Origin of the sequence: Tsukamurella ocularis, assembly GCF_024807615.1 — a bacterium.
GTDB classification, from domain to species: Bacteria; Actinomycetota; Actinomycetes; order Mycobacteriales; family Mycobacteriaceae; genus Tsukamurella; species Tsukamurella ocularis.
Window position 1 is genome coordinate 1186662 of the sequence record NZ_JANUCJ010000001.1, and the last position, 19376, is coordinate 1206037.

At 70.1% G+C, this 19376-nt stretch carries 14 protein-coding genes; 9 read left to right on the forward strand and 5 right to left on the reverse strand.

Translation table 11 applies throughout. The features are described 5' to 3' along the window. Window positions 1–55: 55 nt before the first annotated feature. A complete protein-coding gene (locus tag HNP44_RS05850; protein ID WP_259142149.1) occupies window positions 56–2206 on the forward strand; it encodes a bifunctional SulP family inorganic anion transporter/carbonic anhydrase in 2151 nt (716 codons plus the stop codon). A gap of 64 nt (window positions 2207–2270) precedes the next feature. Here HNP44_RS05850 and HNP44_RS05855 read toward each other — a convergent pair whose 3' ends face one another. Then, window positions 2271–2678 (reverse strand): MerR family transcriptional regulator, encoded by a 408-nt coding sequence (locus HNP44_RS05855; RefSeq protein ID WP_259142147.1) that lies wholly within the window; start codon window positions 2676–2678, stop codon window positions 2271–2273. A gap of 9 nt (window positions 2679–2687) precedes the next feature. Continuing rightward, window positions 2688–4193, reverse strand: a complete 1506-nt coding sequence (locus tag HNP44_RS05860) for a SulP family inorganic anion transporter (RefSeq protein WP_259142145.1) — start codon at window positions 4191–4193, stop codon at window positions 2688–2690. A gap of 224 nt (window positions 4194–4417) precedes the next feature. On the opposite strand from HNP44_RS05860, the gene HNP44_RS05865 reads away from it, so the two are divergent. Genes HNP44_RS05865 through HNP44_RS05880 form a run of 4 tightly spaced genes read left to right on the forward strand, consistent with a single transcriptional unit; the run spans window position 4418 to window position 7933 of the window. Then, a complete protein-coding gene (locus tag HNP44_RS05865) occupies window positions 4418–5068 on the forward strand; it encodes a phosphatase PAP2 family protein (RefSeq protein ID WP_259142143.1) in 651 nt (216 codons plus the stop codon). Beyond that, window positions 5040–5741: a response regulator transcription factor gene (locus tag HNP44_RS05870; protein WP_259142141.1), complete on the forward strand. Its 702-nt coding sequence runs from the start codon at window positions 5040–5042 to the stop codon at window positions 5739–5741. Before HNP44_RS05865 ends, HNP44_RS05870 begins: the two co-directional genes overlap by 29 nt. Next, complete coding sequence (locus HNP44_RS05875) at window positions 5738–7126, forward strand: sensor histidine kinase (RefSeq protein WP_259142140.1); 1389 nt, start codon at window positions 5738–5740, stop codon at window positions 7124–7126. The genes HNP44_RS05870 and HNP44_RS05875 overlap by 4 nt, the downstream gene beginning before the upstream one ends. A 9-nt stretch (window positions 7127–7135) precedes the next feature. Further along, window positions 7136–7933 (forward strand): glutamate racemase, encoded by a 798-nt coding sequence (locus tag HNP44_RS05880; protein ID WP_259142139.1) that lies wholly within the window; start codon window positions 7136–7138, stop codon window positions 7931–7933. Window positions 7934–8092: 159 nt separating this feature from the next. On the opposite strand, the gene HNP44_RS05885 is transcribed toward HNP44_RS05880, so the two are convergent. The 3 genes from HNP44_RS05885 to HNP44_RS05895 all read right to left on the reverse strand — a co-directional run bounded on the left by HNP44_RS05885 (window position 8093) and on the right by HNP44_RS05895 (window position 11424). Further along, the gene (locus HNP44_RS05885; protein WP_259142138.1) at window positions 8093–8596 is read right to left on the reverse strand and encodes a hypothetical protein; all 504 of its coding nucleotides are present in this window, start codon (window positions 8594–8596) and stop codon (window positions 8093–8095) included. A gap of 354 nt (window positions 8597–8950) precedes the next feature. Continuing rightward, window positions 8951–10531 carry an ABC transporter permease gene (locus HNP44_RS05890; RefSeq protein ID WP_259142137.1) on the reverse strand — a complete coding sequence of 527 codons (1581 nt, stop codon included), beginning with the start codon at window positions 10529–10531 and terminating at the stop codon, window positions 8951–8953. Beyond that, entirely contained in the window at window positions 10528–11424 is an 897-nt protein-coding gene (locus HNP44_RS05895) for an ABC transporter ATP-binding protein (RefSeq protein WP_259142136.1), read from the reverse strand. Before HNP44_RS05895 ends, HNP44_RS05890 begins: the two co-directional genes overlap by 4 nt. Window positions 11425–11489: 65 nt before the next feature. Between HNP44_RS05895 and HNP44_RS05900 the strand changes: the two genes are divergently transcribed. The 4 genes from HNP44_RS05900 to HNP44_RS05915 all read left to right on the forward strand — a co-directional run bounded on the left by HNP44_RS05900 (window position 11490) and on the right by HNP44_RS05915 (window position 19333). After that, window positions 11490–11951 (forward strand): GbsR/MarR family transcriptional regulator, encoded by a 462-nt coding sequence (locus tag HNP44_RS05900; protein ID WP_259142135.1) that lies wholly within the window; start codon window positions 11490–11492, stop codon window positions 11949–11951. Between the two features lie 31 nt (window positions 11952–11982). Then, entirely contained in the window at window positions 11983–12855 is an 873-nt protein-coding gene (locus tag HNP44_RS05905; protein WP_310437658.1) for an aldo/keto reductase family oxidoreductase, read from the forward strand. Window positions 12856–13266: 411 nt separating this feature from the next. Continuing rightward, entirely contained in the window at window positions 13267–17874 is a 4608-nt protein-coding gene (gene gltB / locus HNP44_RS05910; protein WP_259172192.1) for a glutamate synthase large subunit, read from the forward strand. Then, window positions 17867–19333, forward strand: a complete 1467-nt coding sequence (locus HNP44_RS05915) for a glutamate synthase subunit beta (RefSeq protein ID WP_259142133.1) — start codon at window positions 17867–17869, stop codon at window positions 19331–19333. Before gltB ends, HNP44_RS05915 begins: the two co-directional genes overlap by 8 nt. Window positions 19334–19376: the final 43 nt, after the last annotated feature.

Consider the following 19376-nt stretch of genomic DNA (forward strand, 5'->3'; position numbering starts at 1 on the left):
GAATCTTCACGGCATCGCGGTGGCGCGGCCACACCGCGCCAGCACAGTGGTGCCCATGCAGGAGAAACTCAGAGACATAGCGCGTTTCGACGGCCCGTCGTCGATCGTCGTCTTCCTCGTGGCGTTGCCGCTGTCCCTCGGCATCGCGCTGGCCTCGGGTGCACCGCTCATGGCGGGCCTCATCGCGGGCGTGATCGGCGGCATCGTCGGCGGCCTGATGGGCGGCTCGCCGCTGCTCGTCAGCGGCCCGGCCGCAGGCCTGACGGTGGTGGTCGCCGAACTCATCGCAACCTTCGGCTGGAAGGTGACCACCGCGATCACCGTTGCCGCAGGCATGGTGCAGATCGGCCTGGGCCTGAGCCGGATCGCGCGTGCGGCGCTGGCCATCTCGCCGGTCGTGGTGCACGCCATGCTCGCCGGCATCGGCGTCACGATCGTGATCCAGCAGGCCCACGTCCTGCTCGGCGGCGCCTCGCGCAGCTCGGTGCTGCAGAACCTCACCGAGCTCCCCTCACGGATCAGTGCCCTGCACTGGCCCGACCTCGCCGTCGGTCTGGTGGTGATCGCGGTGATGGTGCTCTGGCCGAAGCTGCCCGCGGCGTGGCGCCGCGTCCCCGGCGCGCTCGTCGCGGTGACGGCCGCGACGGTCCTCTCCCTCGTCGTCCCGATGAACGTTGAGCGGATCCGCCTCAACGGATCCATCATCGACGCGATCGGCCTGCCCGCCATGCCCACCGGGAACTGGGGCGCCGTCGCCCTGGGCGTCCTCACCGTTGCGCTCATCGCCAGCGTCGAATCCCTGCTCTCCGCGGTCGCCACGGACCGCATGCACGATGGCCCGAAGACGAACCTCGACCGGGAGCTCGTCGGCCAGGGCGCCGCCAACACTGTATCCGGTCTGCTCGGCGGCCTGCCCGTGACCGGCGTCATCGTGCGCAGCGCCACCAATGTCGCTGCCGGAGCCCGCACCCGCTGGTCCGCGGTCCTGCACGGTGTCTGGTTGCTGCTGTTCTCCGTTGCGCTTTCCGGCCTCGTCGAGAAGATCCCCACCTCAGCCCTCGCGGGCCTGCTCATCGTGATCGGTGTCCAGCTGGTGAAGATCGCCCACATCCGCACCGCCCGCCGCACCGGCGACCTGCTCGTCTACGCCGTCACCATTGGCGGCGTCCTGTTCCTCAACCTGCTCGAAGGTGTGTTCGCCGGGTTGGTCGTCGCGCTGGTCCTCGTCCTGTGGCGCGTCGCGCGGGCCCACATCGAGGCCGTGGTCGACGGTGCCGGCCGCTGGCATGTCACCGTCGACGGGACGCTGTCCTTCTTCTCCCTGCCCCGCCTGACGAGGGTCCTCGCCACCGTCCCGCCGGGGCAGGACGTCGCGATCGAGCTGACCGTCGACTTCCTCGACCACCCCGCGGCGGAGGAGATCCAGGAGTGGGCGCGGCGCTACCGGGCTGCGGGCGGAACCGTCACCGTCGACGACCTCGGTGGCGCGGCCCTCGACGCGGCGGCCACCGTGACGCCCCGTCGGACCACCGAACGGCCGGCCGAGCGCGGCCTGCTGCCCTGGCGCGCGCACGCCCGCGGCGGCCTCGCGGACGGGATCGCCCGCTACCACCGGCGGCACGCGGCGCTGCTCAGCGACGACTTCGACCAGCTCAGCGGCGGACAGAAGCCAGAGGCCCTGTTCCTGACCTGCGCCGACTCGCGGGTGGTGCCGAACGTCATCACCGGCAGCGGCCCGGGCGATCTGTTCACTGTCCGCAACGTGGGCAACCTGGTCCCGCCTGCGGGCACGGACCCGTCGCTCGAGGCCTCGCTCGCCTACGCCGTCGACCAGCTCGCGGTCCAGCAGGTCATCGTCTGCGGGCACTCGGCGTGCGGGGCGATGGGCGTCGCACTCACCTCGCCCGACGTCCCCCCGACGATCGAGCGTTGGATCGAGCACGCGGTCCCGTCGACCGCGGCCTTCCGCGCCGGGCACCCGGTCCGCGCCGCAGCGGCGGACCTCGGATTCGGCACCGCTGATCAGCTCTCCCTGGTCAACGTCGCCGTACAGGTGGCGGCGGTCGCCGAGCATCCGCTGGTGCGGGACGCGGTCGCCGCGGGCCGGGTCGAGGTCATCGGCCTGTTCTTCGACATCGCGTCCGGCCGAGTGCTGCGCGTGACGGACTCGGCGGTCGTGGAGGCGGACACCCTCACCCACGCCTAGCGGGCGCCGGCGCGGCGCCGCGGACCTCACCCCCGCGGCGTCGCGCGTTTCGCGGTTCCGATCGTCAGGGCCGGCGGGCGATCCCGGCAAGGGTGCTCGCGAACTCCTCGGCGATCGCAAGCTGTGCCCGGAGTTCGGCGCAGCGCTGCTGCGCGGCGTCCGAGCACTGGTCGACGAAGACCGCGGCGTCGGCGCGCACCTCGTTCGCCGCCGCGTCGTCGGCGAGCGAGTCCAACGCCGCGAGGAGATCCCGCATCTGCTCGAGGGTGAAGCCGAGGGGCTTCATGCGGCGGATCACGAGCAGGCGCTCGACGTCGGAGGAGGTGTACAGGCGGAATCCTCCAGGGCTCCGCTCGGACGGCGTGACCAGGCCGACTTCGTCGTAGTGCCGGATTGTCTTGAGGGAGAGGCCCGTGGCCTCGGCGACCTGCCCGATCTGGAGGAGGCGGCCGATCTCCGGTGCGTCTGCCATGCCGCGAGCCTAGTTGTCGCCGCCGAGGTGCCCGCTGAGGCGGCCGTGTCGCTCCGCGGATGCCGCGTCGAGTCCGACGAACTCGACCTTTTTGCCCTTGCCGCGGTACTTGGTCTCGATCGCATCGAGTGCCGCGACGCTCGACGCGTCCCAGACGTGCGTCGCGGACAGGTCGACGGTCACGTGCTGCGGGTCGTTGACGTAGTCGAACTGGTGGACCAAATCGTTGCTGGAGGCGAAGAAGAGCTCGCCCTGCACGCGGTAGGTGCGCGTCCCCGGGGTGGCGGACTCAGTGGGAACGACCTCGGTGAAATGCGCGACTCGCCGGACGAGCAGGAGTGTTGCGACGATGACGCCGCCGACGACGCCGTACGCGAGGTTGTGGCTGGCGACGGTGATCGCGACGGTGACGAGCATGACCGCGGTCTCGCTGCGCGGCATGCGCCGCAGGGTCGCCGGGGCGATGCTGTGCCAGTCGAAGGTGGCGACCGCGACCATGATCATCACCGCCACCAGAGCTGCCATCGGGATGCGCGCGACGAGGTCCCCGAGGCCGACGACGAGAATCAGGACGAACAAGCCGGCGAGGAAGGTCGAGATCCGCGTTCTGGCGCCGGAACTTTTGACGTTGATCATCGTCTGGCCGATCATCGCGCAGCCGCCCATGCCGCCGAAGAAGCCAGTCACCACGTTCGCCACGCCCTGCCCCCAGCCCTCGCGGGTCTTGTCGGAGTGGGTGTCGGTGATGTCGTCGACCAGTTTGGCGGTCATGAGCGATTCGAGCAGGCCGACGAGGGCCACCGCGAGGGCGTACGGCGCGATCAGCCGCAGCGTGTCCAGGTCGTACGGGACATCGGGGATCAACCACTGCGGCAGGGTGCTCGGCAATTCGCCCTCGTCGCCGACGTTCGGGACGGCGAGGCCGGCGACCATCGTGACCCCGGTCAGCAGGACGATCGCCACCAGCGGTGCCGGCACCGCGGTGGTGAGCCGCGGCAGGCCGATCATGATGAGCAGGCCAGCGGCGATCATCGGGTACACGAGCCATGGCACGCCGGTCATGTGCGGTACCTGGGCGAGGAAGATCAGGATCGCGAGGGCGTTGACGAATCCGACCATCACCGATCTCGGGATGAATCGCATCAGCTTCGCCACGCCGAGGGCGCTGAGCACGATCTGGAGGACGCCGGCGAGGATCACGGTCGCGAGTAGATAGTCCAGGCCGTGCTCGCGTGCGATGGGGGCGACGACCAGCGCGACCGCGCCGGTGGCGGCCGAGATCATGGCGGGCCTACCGCCGACGACCGCGATCGTGACCGCCATGGTGAACGAGGCGAACAGCCCGACGCGCGGATCGACACCGGCGATGATCGAGAAGGAGATCGCCTCCGGGATCAGTGCCAGCGCCACCACGAGACCCGCGAGCGTCTCGGTCTTGAGGCGCTGCGGGCTGCGCAGCGCGGCCACGACGTCGCTGTCCCGGACGAACCGCGCCGTGCGCGTGTGGACTGTCATCAATCGGATCCTTCGTGCATCGGTCGCACCACGCGGCAATGAGCCGGGTGCGGTGAATGAGCTGTGGCGCGGGTCCACCGCGCGAACAGACCGAACTCTACCCTCCCGTTAGGGAAGAGTTGTGCGCGCGTGGCCCTCGCCCGGCGCGGATTGCGACACGGCTGTGACATTCGCGGGGCGAAACGGAGTCGGGCCGACGACGATGGGGGACAATTCTCGACGTCATGTTCGCAACCACACGCCCTTGGACCGCCGCAACGACCGCCGTCGTCGCCGCGCTGGCCTTCGCCGGGCTCTACCTCGCGGTCGTCGGCACTGCATCGGGCCAGGACGTCGACCACGAGCTCATGCGGATGATCGCCGCCGCGTTCGGGGTCGAGAACCCCGTCGAGGGCGCTCTGGGCCGGTACCAGCTCCCCATGCTCGCGGCCGGTGGCCTCCTCGTGGCCGCGGTCGTCGCGAGCCGCAGGTCCAAGACGGTCGCCGTCTCGGCCGCGCTCGTCCTCGCCTCGACGGTCGCCGGCGCCTACCTGCTCAAAGCACTGATCGAGCGGCCCTCCTTCGGCATCGGCCCCGCGCTCAACTCGTTCCCGTCGAACACCGTGGCCGTGGTCGCGGCGCTCGCGGTGATCCTGGTCGGCTCCGCCGCGCGGCGCTACCGGGCCCTGGCGCTCCTCGTCGCCGTCGGCGCCGGGAGCGTGGTCTCCGTCCTCGTCGTCGCCCAACAGTGGCACCGCCCCGGCGATGTCCTGGGAGCATGGTTGGTGGCCGTCGGCTCCGCCGCGGTGGTCCGGGTCGGCCAGGCCGTCTGGGCGTGGACCTCCGACGTGGAAGGGAGCCTCACGGGTGGTCAGACTGCTGCTCATCGAGGATGACCCGGCGATCGTCGACGCGCTGACGCTCTCGCTCGGCCGGCTCGACCACACCGTCGAGCACCTGCCCGCCGCCACGGACGACCTCGAGGAGCGGGTGACCGGCGCCGACGCGGTGATCCTCGACGTGGGCCTGCCCGGTGAGGACGGCTTCGCGGTGTGCCGCCGCATCCGCCGCTCCAGCACCGTCCCGATCCTCATGCTCACGGCCCGCTCCGACGACATCGACACCGTCGCCGGGCTCGAGGCCGGCGCCGACGACTACGTGGTCAAGCCCGTCAGCCCGCGCGTGCTCGACGCGCGGATCAAGGCCGCCCTGCGCCGCTCCGCGCCGTCCGTGGACCCGGCTCCGCCGCTGCCGGCCGAGCCCGCGGTCCCGTCGAACGACGGCCCGCTGACCGTCGACCGTTCCGGCGCGGAGGTGCTGCGCGACGGGGCGCCTCTGCCGCTCACGCCCACCGAGAAGCGGCTGATGTACGCCTTCGCCGACCATCCGGGCCAGGTGCTCAGTCGCGAGCAGCTGCTGGCGATGGCCTGGAACCAGGACTTCCTCGGCGACTCCCGGCTGGTGGACAACGCGATCCTGCGGCTGCGCCCCAAGATCGACCCAGCTGACGGGTCCAGCCACATCGAGACGGTGCGGGGCTTCGGCTACCGGTTCCGGCCCACGCCGTGATCGCGGGCCTGCGCACTCGGATCCTCGCGATCATCGTGATCGTGACCTGCCTGACGGCGGGCGTGACCGGCGTCGCGGTCGCGATGGTGGTGCGGGACTGGGTGTATCAGGACGCGCAGGAAGCCGTGCTCACCACGTTCCGGCACGATATGGAGACCTTCGAGCGCCAGGGGATGCCGGCGCCGGGCAGCGGCGGGGTGTCGCCGGGAGGCCGATCGAGCATCGGTGAGTTTCTTCCGGGCGACTACACCGTGGAGGTCGACGGTGCGACCGTCCGCCAGGGCTCCGCGCCCCCGCAGGATTTCCCCGGGACGATGCGCCGCGAGCTCGAGAAGGTGCCGTCGCTGTACCGCTTCCAACGGTTGCCGGACGGCAATGTGCTGATCGCGCACAGCGTTCCCCGGCCATCGCTCTTCGACGCCGAGAGCGTCGTGGTCTACGGGGTGCAGCCGCTCGCGAACGTCGGGCCCAGGCTGAGCCGGCTTACGTTGCTGGTCGTCGTCGCCGTGGCAGGGAGCGCTCTGCTCGGCATCCTCGTCGCGCTGGTCGTCGCCCGCACGGTGACTCGGCCGCTCAGCCGGATCCAGTCCGTCGCCGCGCGGGTCACGGACGGCGACACCGAGGCCCGCTTGCCCGCGACCAACGTGACCGAGCTGCGCGATCTGACCGGCACCTTCAATTCCATGCTCGATCGGCAGAACGAGTCGATCGATGTACTGCGCCACCAGGATGCGCGGTCGCGGCGGTTCGTCGGGGATGTCTCGCACGAGCTGCGCAGCCCGCTCGCCGCGCTCGTCCCTGCCGCCGAGGTGCTGCGCGAGGAGGCCGCGACCCTCGCCGCAGACTCCGACCTGCGCCGCGCCTCGGAGCTCGTCGCCTCGGAGGTCGACACCCTCGCTGACCTCGTCGATGACCTGCTGGAGATGACCCGCCTCGACGCCGGGGCGGCCGAGGTGCGGAGCGCGCCATTCGAGCTGGTGGGAGCCCTGCGCGGTGCGCTCTCCGCCCGCGGCTGGCGCACCGTCGAGGTCGACGGTGCGCCGCTCACCGTCGAGTCCGACCGCCGCCGCGTGATCGCGGTGGTCACCAACCTGGTGGGCAACGCGGTCCGGCACGGCGCCCCGCCCGTGACAGTGACCGTCGCACCGTCGGCCGACGGTGCGATCGTCGAGGTCCGCGATCACGGGCCGGGCGTGCCGCCCGGCGACGAGGAGCGGGTCTTCGGCCGGTTCGCGAAGGCGCAGGAGGCGCGCTCGCGGGGCGCCGGCGGGGGAGCGGGCCTCGGCCTGGCGATCGCACGGGACAACGCCCGCCTGCTGGGCGGCGACGTCGACTACCGGCGTGAGGGCGCCACCACCGTCTTCCGGTTGCGGCTCGCCCGGTAAATTCGGGTCATGCGCGTTGCGGTGATCGACTCGGGTTTCGGGATGGTCAACTACGCCGACGCCCTCTCCCGCGTGCGGCCCGACACCGAGCTGGTGCTCGCCCGCGACCCCGACAACATGCCCTACGGCCTGCTGGAACCCGCACGGATCTCCGAGTGCGTCGTCGCGATGGCGGGGGCGGCCGCCCGGTACGACGTGGACGCGATCATCGTCGCCTGCAACACCGGTTCCATGTACGCGCTGGAGGCGGCTCGCGCCCGGTTCGAGCCCGCGATCCCCGTGGTCGGGGTGGTGCCCGCCATCCGTCCCGCGGGGTCGACGGGGCGGCCCTTCGCCGTCTGGGCGACGGCCGCCGCCACGGTGAGCGACTACCAGACCTCGCTCATCGACGCCTTCGCCGACCCGGCCCTCGCGCATCGGATCCCCTGCTACGGGTTGGCAGAGGCGATCGACTCCGGCGATCCCGCCCGGGTGGCGGCCGCGATCGCGGCCGCGGCCGCGGCGACCCCCGCCGAGATCGAGTCGGTGGTGCTCGGATGCACGCACTACGGGCTGGTCAGGGATCCGATCGTGGCGGCGCTGCGGGCGCGGACGGGGCGGGAGGTGGCAGTCTTCGACTCGCCGGAACCTGTCGCGCGGCAGACGCTGCGCCGGCTCGGCGTGGAACCCGGCGGACCGTCCGAACCGGGCGACGTGGTGGCCGTGCTGGAGTCCGGCAGGGTGGGCTCGCTGCCGGATTCGCTGGCCGCGTACCCCGCCGGAAGGCTGTTGCTGGAGCGTTGCATCCGCGCCGCGAAAACCAGGTGAGAAAAGAATCGCGATGAGATATATGCATGACCGCAACTCTCCTGTTATGCTGAGAGGGCACTGACCGCAGCTGACTCGCTCGCTGCGGTCAGTAGTCATTTGCAGGGCTTTTGATCTCTCAAGTTAGCCCCGGATCTCTCAGGTGAAGCGTCAACCGTCTCAGTCAATGAGATCCGGGGTGGCGGAGTCAGGGCGAAGCGCGGGAAGCAGCGCCACGGGGATGCCGAGGCGTTGCTTCGGTCGCACAGTGAGCACGGCGAGCGCACCGTTCCGCTCCACCGATTCGACATTGGCGCGGTCGAGCAGGATTGTGTTCAGCGGGTTCTCGATACGGATGCGCGTGGCGTCGCTGCCCGCGGCCCAGCGCGCACCAGCGGCGAGCCCCTTGCGGTTGTGTCGGTAGGCGGAGAACATGCAGACGAGAACGACCTCGAGGGTCAGGCCGAGGAAGAAGCACCCGCCGATCAGCAGTCCCAAGTGCCATCCGCTGCCGGTGGCGATGCAGACCGCGGCGACGATCACGCCGACCACGAGTCCGATCACCAGCGACCGCACCCAGAAGCGCCGTTGTCTCAGCACGGACAGGGTCGCGCGCCGGGCGTCGCCGGGCAGGGCCGTCCATTCGATGGTCACGGCGGGGATCTGATCGGCGTTGTCAGTCACGAGTGCAGTATCGCAGGGTGCTGATGCAGTGTGGTGTGCAGAAGGGCTCACAGGCGTGGCGCTGTACGCCGGGGTGGGGCGGTTCCGCGCTGCGCCTGTGTTGCTGCACGCAAAGCGATGCGTCCCATGCAGACCCTCCCGGATGTACCGGGTGGAGCGGGCGGCGGACCGCTGGGCCACACGGCGGAAGGTAGGCGCCGGACGCATCGCCCGGCCCGTCGAAATGTTCTTGAACAGCGGTTTTAGGGGTATGCGTGGGACGCATCGCCTGTCTGATCGACTTACGCAGCCCGAACGAGCAGGCTGAGCGCAGGTGGGCGGTGTCGGTGACACGTACCGAAGCCGGCGCGCGGCCTATGCGGCGAGGTCCCGACGGGACTCGGAGAACGCGGCCAGCATCAGGCCCGCGGCGGCGATCACGACCAGGGTGATCGTCGCTCCGGTGAGCACGGCCGCGCCGGGCTGCGTCGCGACGTGCTTGAACGGCGAGACCTTCGCGACCCAATCGGGGAGCTGCAGCACGTCGGCGATCATCGTGGTCACGCACAGCGCGAGCACGACCCAACCCACGGACGACCAGCGCGCCGAGATCGCGCCGGCGAGGGCGGCGATCGCCGTGATCACCCAGACCGCCGGCAGCGCGGCCAGCGCGGGGACGATCAGCCCCCGGCCCGCCGTGAGGGAAACGCCCACGCCGAGGGCGAGACTCACCACGGTCGTCGCGATCATGGCAGCGGTGAGATGCGAGGCGTACCAGCGCAGTCGCGCCACCGGGGCCGACAACAGGTACTCCGCGCGTCCCGAGATCTCCTCGGAGCAGGTGGTGTTGACGATCGAGATGCCCAGCGCGGCGGTCGCCATGCCCATGATCGAGAACTCGGCGCCGAAGAAGACGTCCAGCAGGCTGGAGCCGGATCCGCCGAGCCGCTCAAGCATCTCCCGCGTTCCCTCGTTGCCCGCCAGCGAGTCGATCGCGCTACCCATGCCGCCGAAGGCGAGGCCCACGGCCAGCATGCCGATGCTCCAGCCGATCAGCTGGCCGCGGTGCAGCCGCCAGGTGAGAGCCTCCACCGATCCGAGCACGGCGCTGCCCCGCTCGCGGCCCCGACCCACGGGGATCAGGCCCGCACCCAGGTCGCGCTGGGAGGCCAGCCGCAGAGCCACGCCGGCGAGCACCACCGACGCCCCGAGCAACAGCAGGATCGGCCAGGGCCGGTCGTCGGCGAACGGGCGGATCTGCTGCGCCCACCCGAGCGGCGACAGCCACGACGCCCAGCCGGGCTCGGCAGGCAGGGTCCCGTCGGTCCGGATGACGGAGACGTCGCCGGCGGCCCGGAGCAGGTAGGCGCCGCCGAGGCCCACGGCGAACAGGCCGCGCGCGGCGCGCGCACCCTCCGTGAGCTGCGCGCACAGCAGCGCGAACGCGGCGAAGACGATGCCGGTGAAAGCCCAGAGCGCGCCGAACATGATGCTGCCCTTGGCGTCCGCGCCCATGCCGACCAGCGTCAGTGCGCTGAGCATGCCGATGGCCAGGCTCAGCGCGGTGGTCTCGATGAGCGCGGCGAGCGGGGGAGCGGTGCGATCGATCGCGGAGGCGCCCAGCATCTCCCGGCGGCCGGACTCCTCGTCGGCGCGGGTGTGGCGGATCACCAGCAGGCCGGTGAGCAGCCCGAGGGCGGCCGCCATCATGACGACCATCTTGATCATGCCCACCGCGCCGGTGGTCGCCGAGTACACGGGGCCGAACATCGCGACGAGCGAGGGGTTCTCGCTCGCGGCCCGCGCCGCGGAGTCGAGTGAGGCCTGGTCGGCGTAGTTGGTCTTCGCCGTCGAGTATGCGGACGCGGCCATCGCCACGTACAGCAGCAGCCACACGACCAGCTGGATCCGGTCGCGCCGCACGACCAGCCGCAGGGTGGCGCCCAATCCGCTCATCGCTGAGCCCCGGCGGTGTCGTAGTGCCGAAGGAAGAGCTCCTCCAGCGTGGGCGGACGGCTGGTCAGCGACGTCGGGCCGGCGGCGGCCAGCTCGCCGAGCAGACGCCCGAGATCGGAGGACTCGACGCTGAACGAGACGCGGTCACCGTCGGTCTGCAGGTCGTGCACGCCCTCGGTGTTCGCGAGGTCGACGGGGCGCGCCAGGGTCGCCTCGACCCGGGTGCGGGAGAGGTGGCGGAGCGACGCCAGCGAGCCGGTCTCGACGGACGCACCGTCCTTGATGATGGTGATGGTGTCAGCCACCCGGTCGACCTCGGACAGGATGTGGCTGGACAGGAGGATCGACGTGCCAGCGGCCTTCGCCTCGGCGAGGCACTGTGTGAAGACCTCCTCCATGAGCGGGTCGAGGCCGGAGGTGGGCTCGTCGAGGATCATCAGCTCGGCGCGGGCGGCGAAGGCGGCCACGAGCGCGACCTTCTGCCGGTTGCCCTTGCTGTAGGTGCGGGCCTTCTTCGCGGGGTCGAGGGCGAAGCGCTCGATCAGCTCGGCTCGGCGCGCCTCATCGAGGCCGCCGCGCAGGCGCCCCAGGAGGTCGATGATCTCGCCGCCGGAGAGGTTGGGCCACAGGGTCACATCGCCCGGCACGTAGGCGAGGCGGCGGTGCAGCTCGGGGGCCTGCGACCACGGGTCCCCGCCCAGTAGCTCGACGGTGCCCGAGGTCTTCCGAAGCAGGCCGAGCAGGACGCGGATGGTCGTGGACTTGCCCGCCCCGTTGGGGCCGAGGAAGGCGTGGACCTCTCCGGGCGTCACGTGGAGGTCGAGCCCGGTGAGTGCCTGTGCACTGCCGAAGGTCTTGGTCAGGCCCTCGACCCGAACGACTTCAGTTGTCATGTCGCCGACGCTACGCTCAGTTCACAAATTTGTGAAGTGTCTGAATTGTGGCTATCGTGACCTGCATGGACGCGCCGGACTTCGTGGAGAACATGGCAGCCGCGTTCGTGGACGCGGGTATGCAGCGCATGGCATCCCGCGTCTTCGCCGCGGTCCTGACATCGCCGGAAGCGGCGCTCACACCGTCGCAGGTCGCGGAGCGGCTACAGGTGTCCGCCGGTGCCGTGTCCGGTGCCGTGCGCTACCTCGAGCAGACGAGCATGATCCGCCGCACGCACGTCCCGGGGTCGCGGCACAGCCTGATCACGCTCGGTGACGACATCTGGTACGAGGCCTTCGCCTCTCGCAATCCGATCCTGGAGCGGTGGCGCGACGTTGCGATCGAGGGGATCGAGGAGCTGCCGACGGGCGGACCGGCTGCGGAGCGGCTGTCAGTGATGCGTGACTTCTTCGAGTTCATGATCGGCGAGCTCCCCGAGATGATGGAGCGCTGGCGGAAGGTCCGCGAGGCCAAACACGGGCACTGACATCGGGCGATCGCGATGCAATGATGGATCCATGACTGCAACAACTCTGCCCGGCGGCACGTTCGACCTCGGCGGCGACCTCACGGTCACGCGATTCGGTTACGGCGCCATGCAACTCGCGGGGCCGCACGTCTTCGGCCCGCCCGCCGACCGCGAGGCGGCGATCGAGGTGCTGCACGACGTGATCGACCTCGGCATCACGCACATCGACACCAGCGACTACTACGGCCCTTTCGTCACCAACGAGATCATCCGCGAGGCATTGCACCCCTACCCGGAGTCCCTGCACATCGTGACCAAGGTCGGGGCCCGCCGCGACGACACCGGAGGCTGGCCGCCGGCCCTGGAGCCGGACGACCTGCGCCGTGCCGTCGACGAGAACCTCGAGCGCCTCGGCCTCGACGTGATCGACGTGGTGAACCTGCGCGTCGGCGACTTCGACACCCCCAGCGCCGGCTCGATCACCGAGCCCTTCACCGCGCTCGCCGAGCTGCAGCAGCAGGGGCTGATCCGGCACCTCGGCGTGAGCACAGTGACCGCCGAGCAGGTCGCGGAGGCGCAGTCGATCGCACCCGTCGCGTGCGTGCAGAACTTCTACAACATCGCCCACCGCGTCGACGACAACCTGGTGGATTCGCTAGCGGCGCAAGGCATCGCGTACGTTCCCTACTTCCCGCTCGGCGGGTTCAGCCCGCTGCAGTCGGACGCGCTGAACGCTGTCGCGGCCCGGCTCGGCGCTACGCCGATGGCGGTCGCCCTCGCCTGGCTGCTGCAGCGTTCGCCGAACATCCTGCTGATCCCCGGCACCTCTTCGATTGCGCACCTGCGCGAGAACGTCGCCGGCGCCGCGCTGGAGCTCCCGGAGGACGCACTCGCGGAGCTGGACGCCATCGGCGCCGCGTAGTCCGCGTGGGATCCTGACCGCGGAGCGGACACGATCCCACGCAGGGTGTCAGTAGTTCCGGGGTCCGGTCTCGTACCGGCCACCGCGGCCTCCGGCCTACGACACGGCGGCGCCCGTCAGGGCGAGGGCGACGAGCGCGACGGCGAGGCACAGGACCCCCCGTGAGAAGCTCGCCCGGACCACTTCCGGTCATGTCGTGGAAACTTAGCCGAAATGAGTGGCTCGCGCGGCTTCGCAGGTGCATCAGCGCAGGTCCATGGCGGTAAGGATGACCTTTCATTTGGTGATCCGAGGCCGGGAAACTAATATTTTCGGTACAGCCAACGATGCCTGAGGTGATCTGCAGTCCCGGATCGCCGAACCTTGAAGAACCCGTTCCGCCGTGAGGCGCTGCGTAGAGGCAGGTATTCGATGAGCCGATTCGTCCCCCCGGGCCCTCAGGGCCTGTACCACCCCGCGAACGAGCATGACGCATGTGGCGTCGCCTTCGTGGTGGACATGCACGGACGCAAGTCTCGGGACATCGTCGACAAGGCCATCACCGCGCTCGTCAACCTGGAGCACCGCGGTGCGGCGGGCGCAGAGCCCAACACCGGTGACGGCGCGGGCATCCTGATCCAGGTCCCGGATCGCTTCTTCCGCGAGGTCGTGGACTTCGAGCTGCCCCACCAGGGCGCGTACGCCACCGGCATCGCCTTCCTCCCGCAGGCCGCCGCCGAGGCGACGAAGGCCGCCGCGGGCGTCGAGGGCATCGTCGCCGAGGAGGGGCTCACGGTCCTCGGCTGGCGCGACCAGCCCACCGACGACGGCTCGCTGGGGGCGCTCGCCCGCGACGCCATGCCCACCATGCGGCAGGTCTTCATCGCGGGCACGGACGCCGACGGTGCGCCCCTCTCGGGCATGGACCTCGAGCGCCGCTGCTTCGTGATCCGCAAGCGGGTCGAGCGCGAGCTCGGCACCGACGGTGCCGGCGCGGGCTCGCAGGGCGAGGAGTCGGTGTACTTCCCGTCGCTGTCCGGCCAGACCTTCGTCTACAAGGGCATGCTGACCACGCCGCAGCTGCGCGGCTTCTTCGTGGACCTGCAGGACGAGCGCGTCGAGTCGGCCCTCGGCCTGGTGCACTCGCGCTTCTCCACCAATACCTTCCCGAGCTGGCCGCTCGCGCACCCCTACCGGCGCGTCGCGCACAACGGCGAGATCAACACCGTCGGCGGTAACGAGAACTGGATGCGCGCCCGTGAGGCACTGCTCGATGTCTCCGCCTTCGGCGAGGACGCCGGCGAGAAGATCTTCCCGATCTGCACCGAGGGCGGCTCCGACACCGCGCGCTTCGACGAGGTGCTCGAGCTGCTGCACCTCGGCGGCCGCAGCCTGCCGCACGCCGTGCTGATGATGATCCCCGAGGCGTGGGAGCGGCACCAGGACATGGACCCGGCCCGCCGGGCGTTCTACGAGTACCACTCCTCGCTCATGGAGCCGTGGGACGGGCCGGCCTCGGTCTGCTTCACCGACGGCACCGTCATCGGCGCCGTCCTGGACCGCAACGGCCTGCGCCCGTCGCGGATCTGGGTGACTAAGGACGGCCTCGTCGTGCTCGGCTCCGAGGTGGGCGTGCTCGACATCGACCACTCCGAGGTGGTCTACAAGACCCGCCTGCAGCCGGGCCGCATGTTCCTCGTGGACACCGCGCAGGGTCGCATCGTCTCTGACGAGGAGATCAAGACCGACCTCGCGGCGGCCGAGCCCTACCAGCAGTGGCTCGACGAGGGCCTGTTGCGCCTGAAGGACCTGCCGGACCGACCGCACCCCGTCATGCCGCACGACCGGGTTACCCAGCGGCAGCAGATGTTCGGTTACACGACCGAGGAGCTGGACCTGCTGCTCACGCCGATGGCGAAGACCGGCGCCGAGGCGATCGGTTCCATGGGCACCGACACCCCTGTCGCCGTGCTCTCGCTGCGCCCGCGGCTGCTGTTCGACTACTTCCAGCAGCTCTTCGCGCAGGTGACCAACCCGCCGCTGGACGCCATCCGTGAGGAGATCGTCACCAGCCTTGGCGGCACCATCGGCGGTGAGGGTGACCTGCTGAACCCGGTGGCGGGCAGCTGCCGCCAGATTCACCTGGACCAGCCGATTCTCAACAACGACGAGCTGATCAAGCTGGTCAAGGTCAACGACGACGGCACCCTGCCCGAGTTCCGGTCCGTGGTGATCCCGGGCCTGTACCACGTGGCCGAGGGCGGCAAGGGTTTGCGCGAGGCGCTCGACACCGTGCGCACCCAGGTCTCCGAGGCCATCGAGGGCGGCGCGCGCCTGATCATCCTGTCGGACCGCAACTCCGACCGGCTGCTCGCGCCGATCCCCTCGCTGCTGCTGACTTCCGCCGTGCACCACCACCTGGTGCGCGAGCGCAGCCGCACCAAGGTCGGGCTCATCGTGGAGTCGGGCGACGCCCGCGAGGTGCACCACATGGCCGCGCTCATCGGCTGCGGCGCCGCTGCGGTCAACCCGTACATGGCCTTCGCGACCATCGAGGACATGCACCTCCGCGGCGAGCTCAACGGCACCTCGCTGGAGAAGCTCAACGCCAACTACGTCAAGGCGGCCGGCAAGGGCGTGCTCAAGGTGATGTCCAAGATGGGCATCTCCACCCTCGCCTCCTACACCGGCGCGCAGCTGTTCCAGGTGATCGGCATCGCGCAGGACGTCGTCGACGAGTTCTTCACCGGTCTGCAGAGCCAGCTCGACGGCATCGGTCTCGACGAGATCGCCGCCGACATCGCTGCACGGCACAAGCGCGCCATGAACGACCGGCCCGAGGAGCTCGCGCACCGCGAGCTCGAGGTGGGCGGCGAGTACCAGTGGCGCCGCGAGGGCGAGTACCACCTGTTCAACCCGGACACCGTCTTCAAGCTCCAGCACGCGACGCGCACCGGGCAGTACAAGGTGTTCAAGGAGTACACGAAGCTGGTCGACGACCAGAGCGAGCGGCTCGCCTCGCTGCGCGGCCTGTTCCGCTTCCAGAGTGATCGCCCGTCGATCTCCATCGACGAGGTGGAGCCCGCGAGCGAGATCGTCAAGCGCTTCTCGACCGGTGCCATGAGCTACGGCTCGATCTCGGCCGAGGCGCACGAGACGCTGGCCATCGCCATGAACCGCCTCGGCGGCCGCTCGAACTCCGGTGAGGGCGGCGAGGATCCGCGACGCTTCACGCCCGACGAGAACGGCGATTTCCGTCGCTCGGCGATCAAGCAGGTCGCCTCGGGCCGGTTCGGCGTGACCTCGCACTACCTGAGCAACTGCACCGACATCCAGATTAAGATGGCGCAAGGCGCGAAGCCCGGCGAGGGCGGCCAGCTGCCCCCGCACAAGGTGTACCCGTGGGTCGCCGAGGTCCGTGGTTCGACGCCGGGCGTCGGCCTGATCTCGCCCCCGCCGCACCACGACATCTACTCGATCGAGGACCTGGCGCAGCTAATCCACGACCTGAAGAACGCGAACCCGCAGGCGCGGATTCACGTGAAACTCGTCTCGGAGATCGGCGTGGGCACCGTCGCGGCGGGCGTCTCGAAGGCGCACGCCGACGTGGTGCTCATCTCGGGACACGACGGCGGCACCGGCGCCACCCCGCTGACCTCGGTCAAGCACGCGGGCGCGCCGTGGGAGATCGGTCTCGCCGAGACCCAGCAGACGCTGCTGCTCAACGGACTCCGCGACCGGATCGTCGTGCAGGTCGACGGTCAGCTCAAGACGGGCCGCGACGTCATCGTCGCCGCGCTGCTCGGCGGCGAGGAGTTCGGCTTCGCGACCGCCCCGCTGGTGGTCTCCGGCTGCATCATGATGCGCGTGTGCCACCTGGACACCTGCCCCGTGGGCGTAGCCACGCAGAACCCGGTGCTGCGCCGCCGGTTCACCGGCAAGCCGGAGTTCGTGGAGAACTTCTTCCTGTACATCGCCGAGGAGGTGCGCGAGCTGCTCGCCGAGCTGGGCTTCCGCACCCTGCAGGAGGCGGTCGGCCAGTCGCAGATCCTCGACACCACCGCGGCGCAGGCCCACTGGGGCGACGCCAAGGCCGGCAAGCTGGACCTCTCGCCGATCCTGGCGCAGGTCGACTCGCCGTTCATGAAGCAGGACCTGTTCTGCAGCCAGCCGCAGGACCACGGCCTTGAGAAGGCTCTGGACCAGCAGCTGATCTCGCAGGCGCGCGTCGCAGTGGAGACCGGCGCGCCGGTCACCATCGAGACGCCGATCTCCAACGTGAACCGCACCGTGGGCACGATGCTCGGCCACGAGGTGACCAAGGCGCACGGCGCCGACGGCCTCCCCGAGGACACCATCGACATCACCTTCAAGGGCAGCGCGGGCAACAGCTTCGGCGCCTTCGTGCCGAAGGGCATCACCCTGCGCCTCGAGGGTGACGCCAACGACTTCGTGGGCAAGGGCCTCTCCGGTGGCAAGATCGTGGTCCGCCCGGCGCGCAACGCCCCGGAGGAGTTCGTGGCCGCGGACAACATCATCGCGGGCAACGTGATCCTGTTCGGCGCCACCTCTGGTGAGGTCTACCTCAACGGCAAGGCGGGCGAGCGGTTCGCGGTGCGCAACTCCGGCGCCGTCGCGGTCGTCGAGGGCGTAGGCGACCACGGCTGCGAGTACATGACCGGCGGCCGCGTGGTGGTCCTGGGCGACACGGGACGCAACTTCGGCGCCGGTATGTCCGGCGGCGTGGCCTACGTCTACAACGCCGACGGACAGTTCGAGCGCGACCTCAACACCGAGCTGGTGGAGCTGGAGTCGCTCGACGAGGCCGATATCGACTTCGTCCACGGTGCCGTGACCAACCACTACCGCTACACCGATTCCGCCGTCGCGGAACGGATCCTGGCCAACTGGCCGCGAGAGCGCCAGCTCTTCGCCAAGGTGATGCCGCGCGACTACAAGCGCGTGCTCACCGCCATCAAGCGCGCCGAAATCGACGGCCGCAACATCGACGACGCAGTGATGGAGGCCGCTCGTGGCTGATCCGCAAGGCTTTCTGAAGAACAACTCGCGCGAGACCCCGGTTCGCCGGCCCGTCCCGCTCCGGCTCCTGGACTGGAACGAGGTCTACAAGCCCTTCGACGGGACCACCCTGCGCAAGCAGGCCTCCCGGTGCATGGACTGCGGTATTCCTTTCTGCCACAACGGCTGCCCGCTCGGGAACCTGATCCCCGAGTGGAACACACTGGCGTACAAGGACCGTTGGTACGACGGCATCGAGCGGCTGCACGCCACGAACAACTTCCCGGAGTTCACCGGGCGGTTGTGTCCCGCGCCGTGCGAGGCGTCGTGCGTGCTGGGCATCAACCAGGACCCCGTCACCATCAAGCAGGTCGAGGTCGAGCTCATCGACAAGGCCTTCGACGAGGGCTGGGTCTCGCCGCAGCACCCGACCCGGCTCACCGGTAAGAAGGTCGCCGTGGTCGGCTCGGGCCCGGCGGGCCTCGCCGCGGCGCAGCAGCTCACCCGCGGCGGCCACACCGTGACCGTCTTCGAGCGTGCCGATCGCATCGGCGGCCTGCTCCGCTACGGCATCCCCGAGTTCAAGATGGAGAAGCGGCACATCGACCGTCGCCTCGCCCAGATGAGCGCGGAGGGCACCGTCTTCAAGACCGGCGTCAACGTGGGCGTGGACGTGACCGTCGAGCAGCTCCGCGAGGACTTCGACGCGGTCGTGCTCGCCAACGGCGCCACCGTCTGGCGTGACCTGCCCATCCCCGGGCGCGAGCTGGACGGCATCCACCAGGCGATGGAGTTCCTGCCCTGGGCCAACCGCGCCGCGGTCGGCGACGACGTCCTCGACGAGAACGGCCTGCCGCCGCTGCACGCCAAGGACAAGAAGGTCGTCATCATCGGCGGCGGCGACACCGGCGCCGACTGCCTGGGCACCTCGCTGCGCCAGGGCGCGACCACCGTGCACCAGTTCGAGATCATGCCGGTCCCGCCGCGCGAGCGCGCCGAGTCGACCCCGTGGCCGACCTACCCGCTGATGTACCGCATCAGCTCGGCCCACGAGGAGGGCGGCGAGCGCGTCTTCTCCGTCAGCACTGAGGAGTTCGTGGGCGAGGACGGCAAGGTCACCGGTCTCAAGGCGTACGAGGTCAAGATGGAGGGCGGCCGGTTCGAGAAGGTCGAGGGCACCGACTTCACCCTCGAGGCCGACCTCGTGCTGCTGGCCATGGGCTTCGTCGGCCCGCAGCGCGACGACCTGCTGGACAAGCTGGGCGTCGAGTACAGCGAGCGGGGCAACGTCGCCCGTGGCGACGACTTCCAGTCGACGGTGCCGGGCGTCTTCGTCGCCGGCGACGCCGGCCGCGGCCAGTCGCTCATCGTGTGGGCCATCGCGGAGGGCCGCAGCGCCGCGGCCGCCGTCGACCGCTTCCTCATGGGCGACACCGCGCTGCCCGCGCCGATCGTGCCCACCGCCGCCCCGCAGCGGTAACGCACCGTCGAACCACGAAGGCCGGCTCCCGCACGGGAGCCGG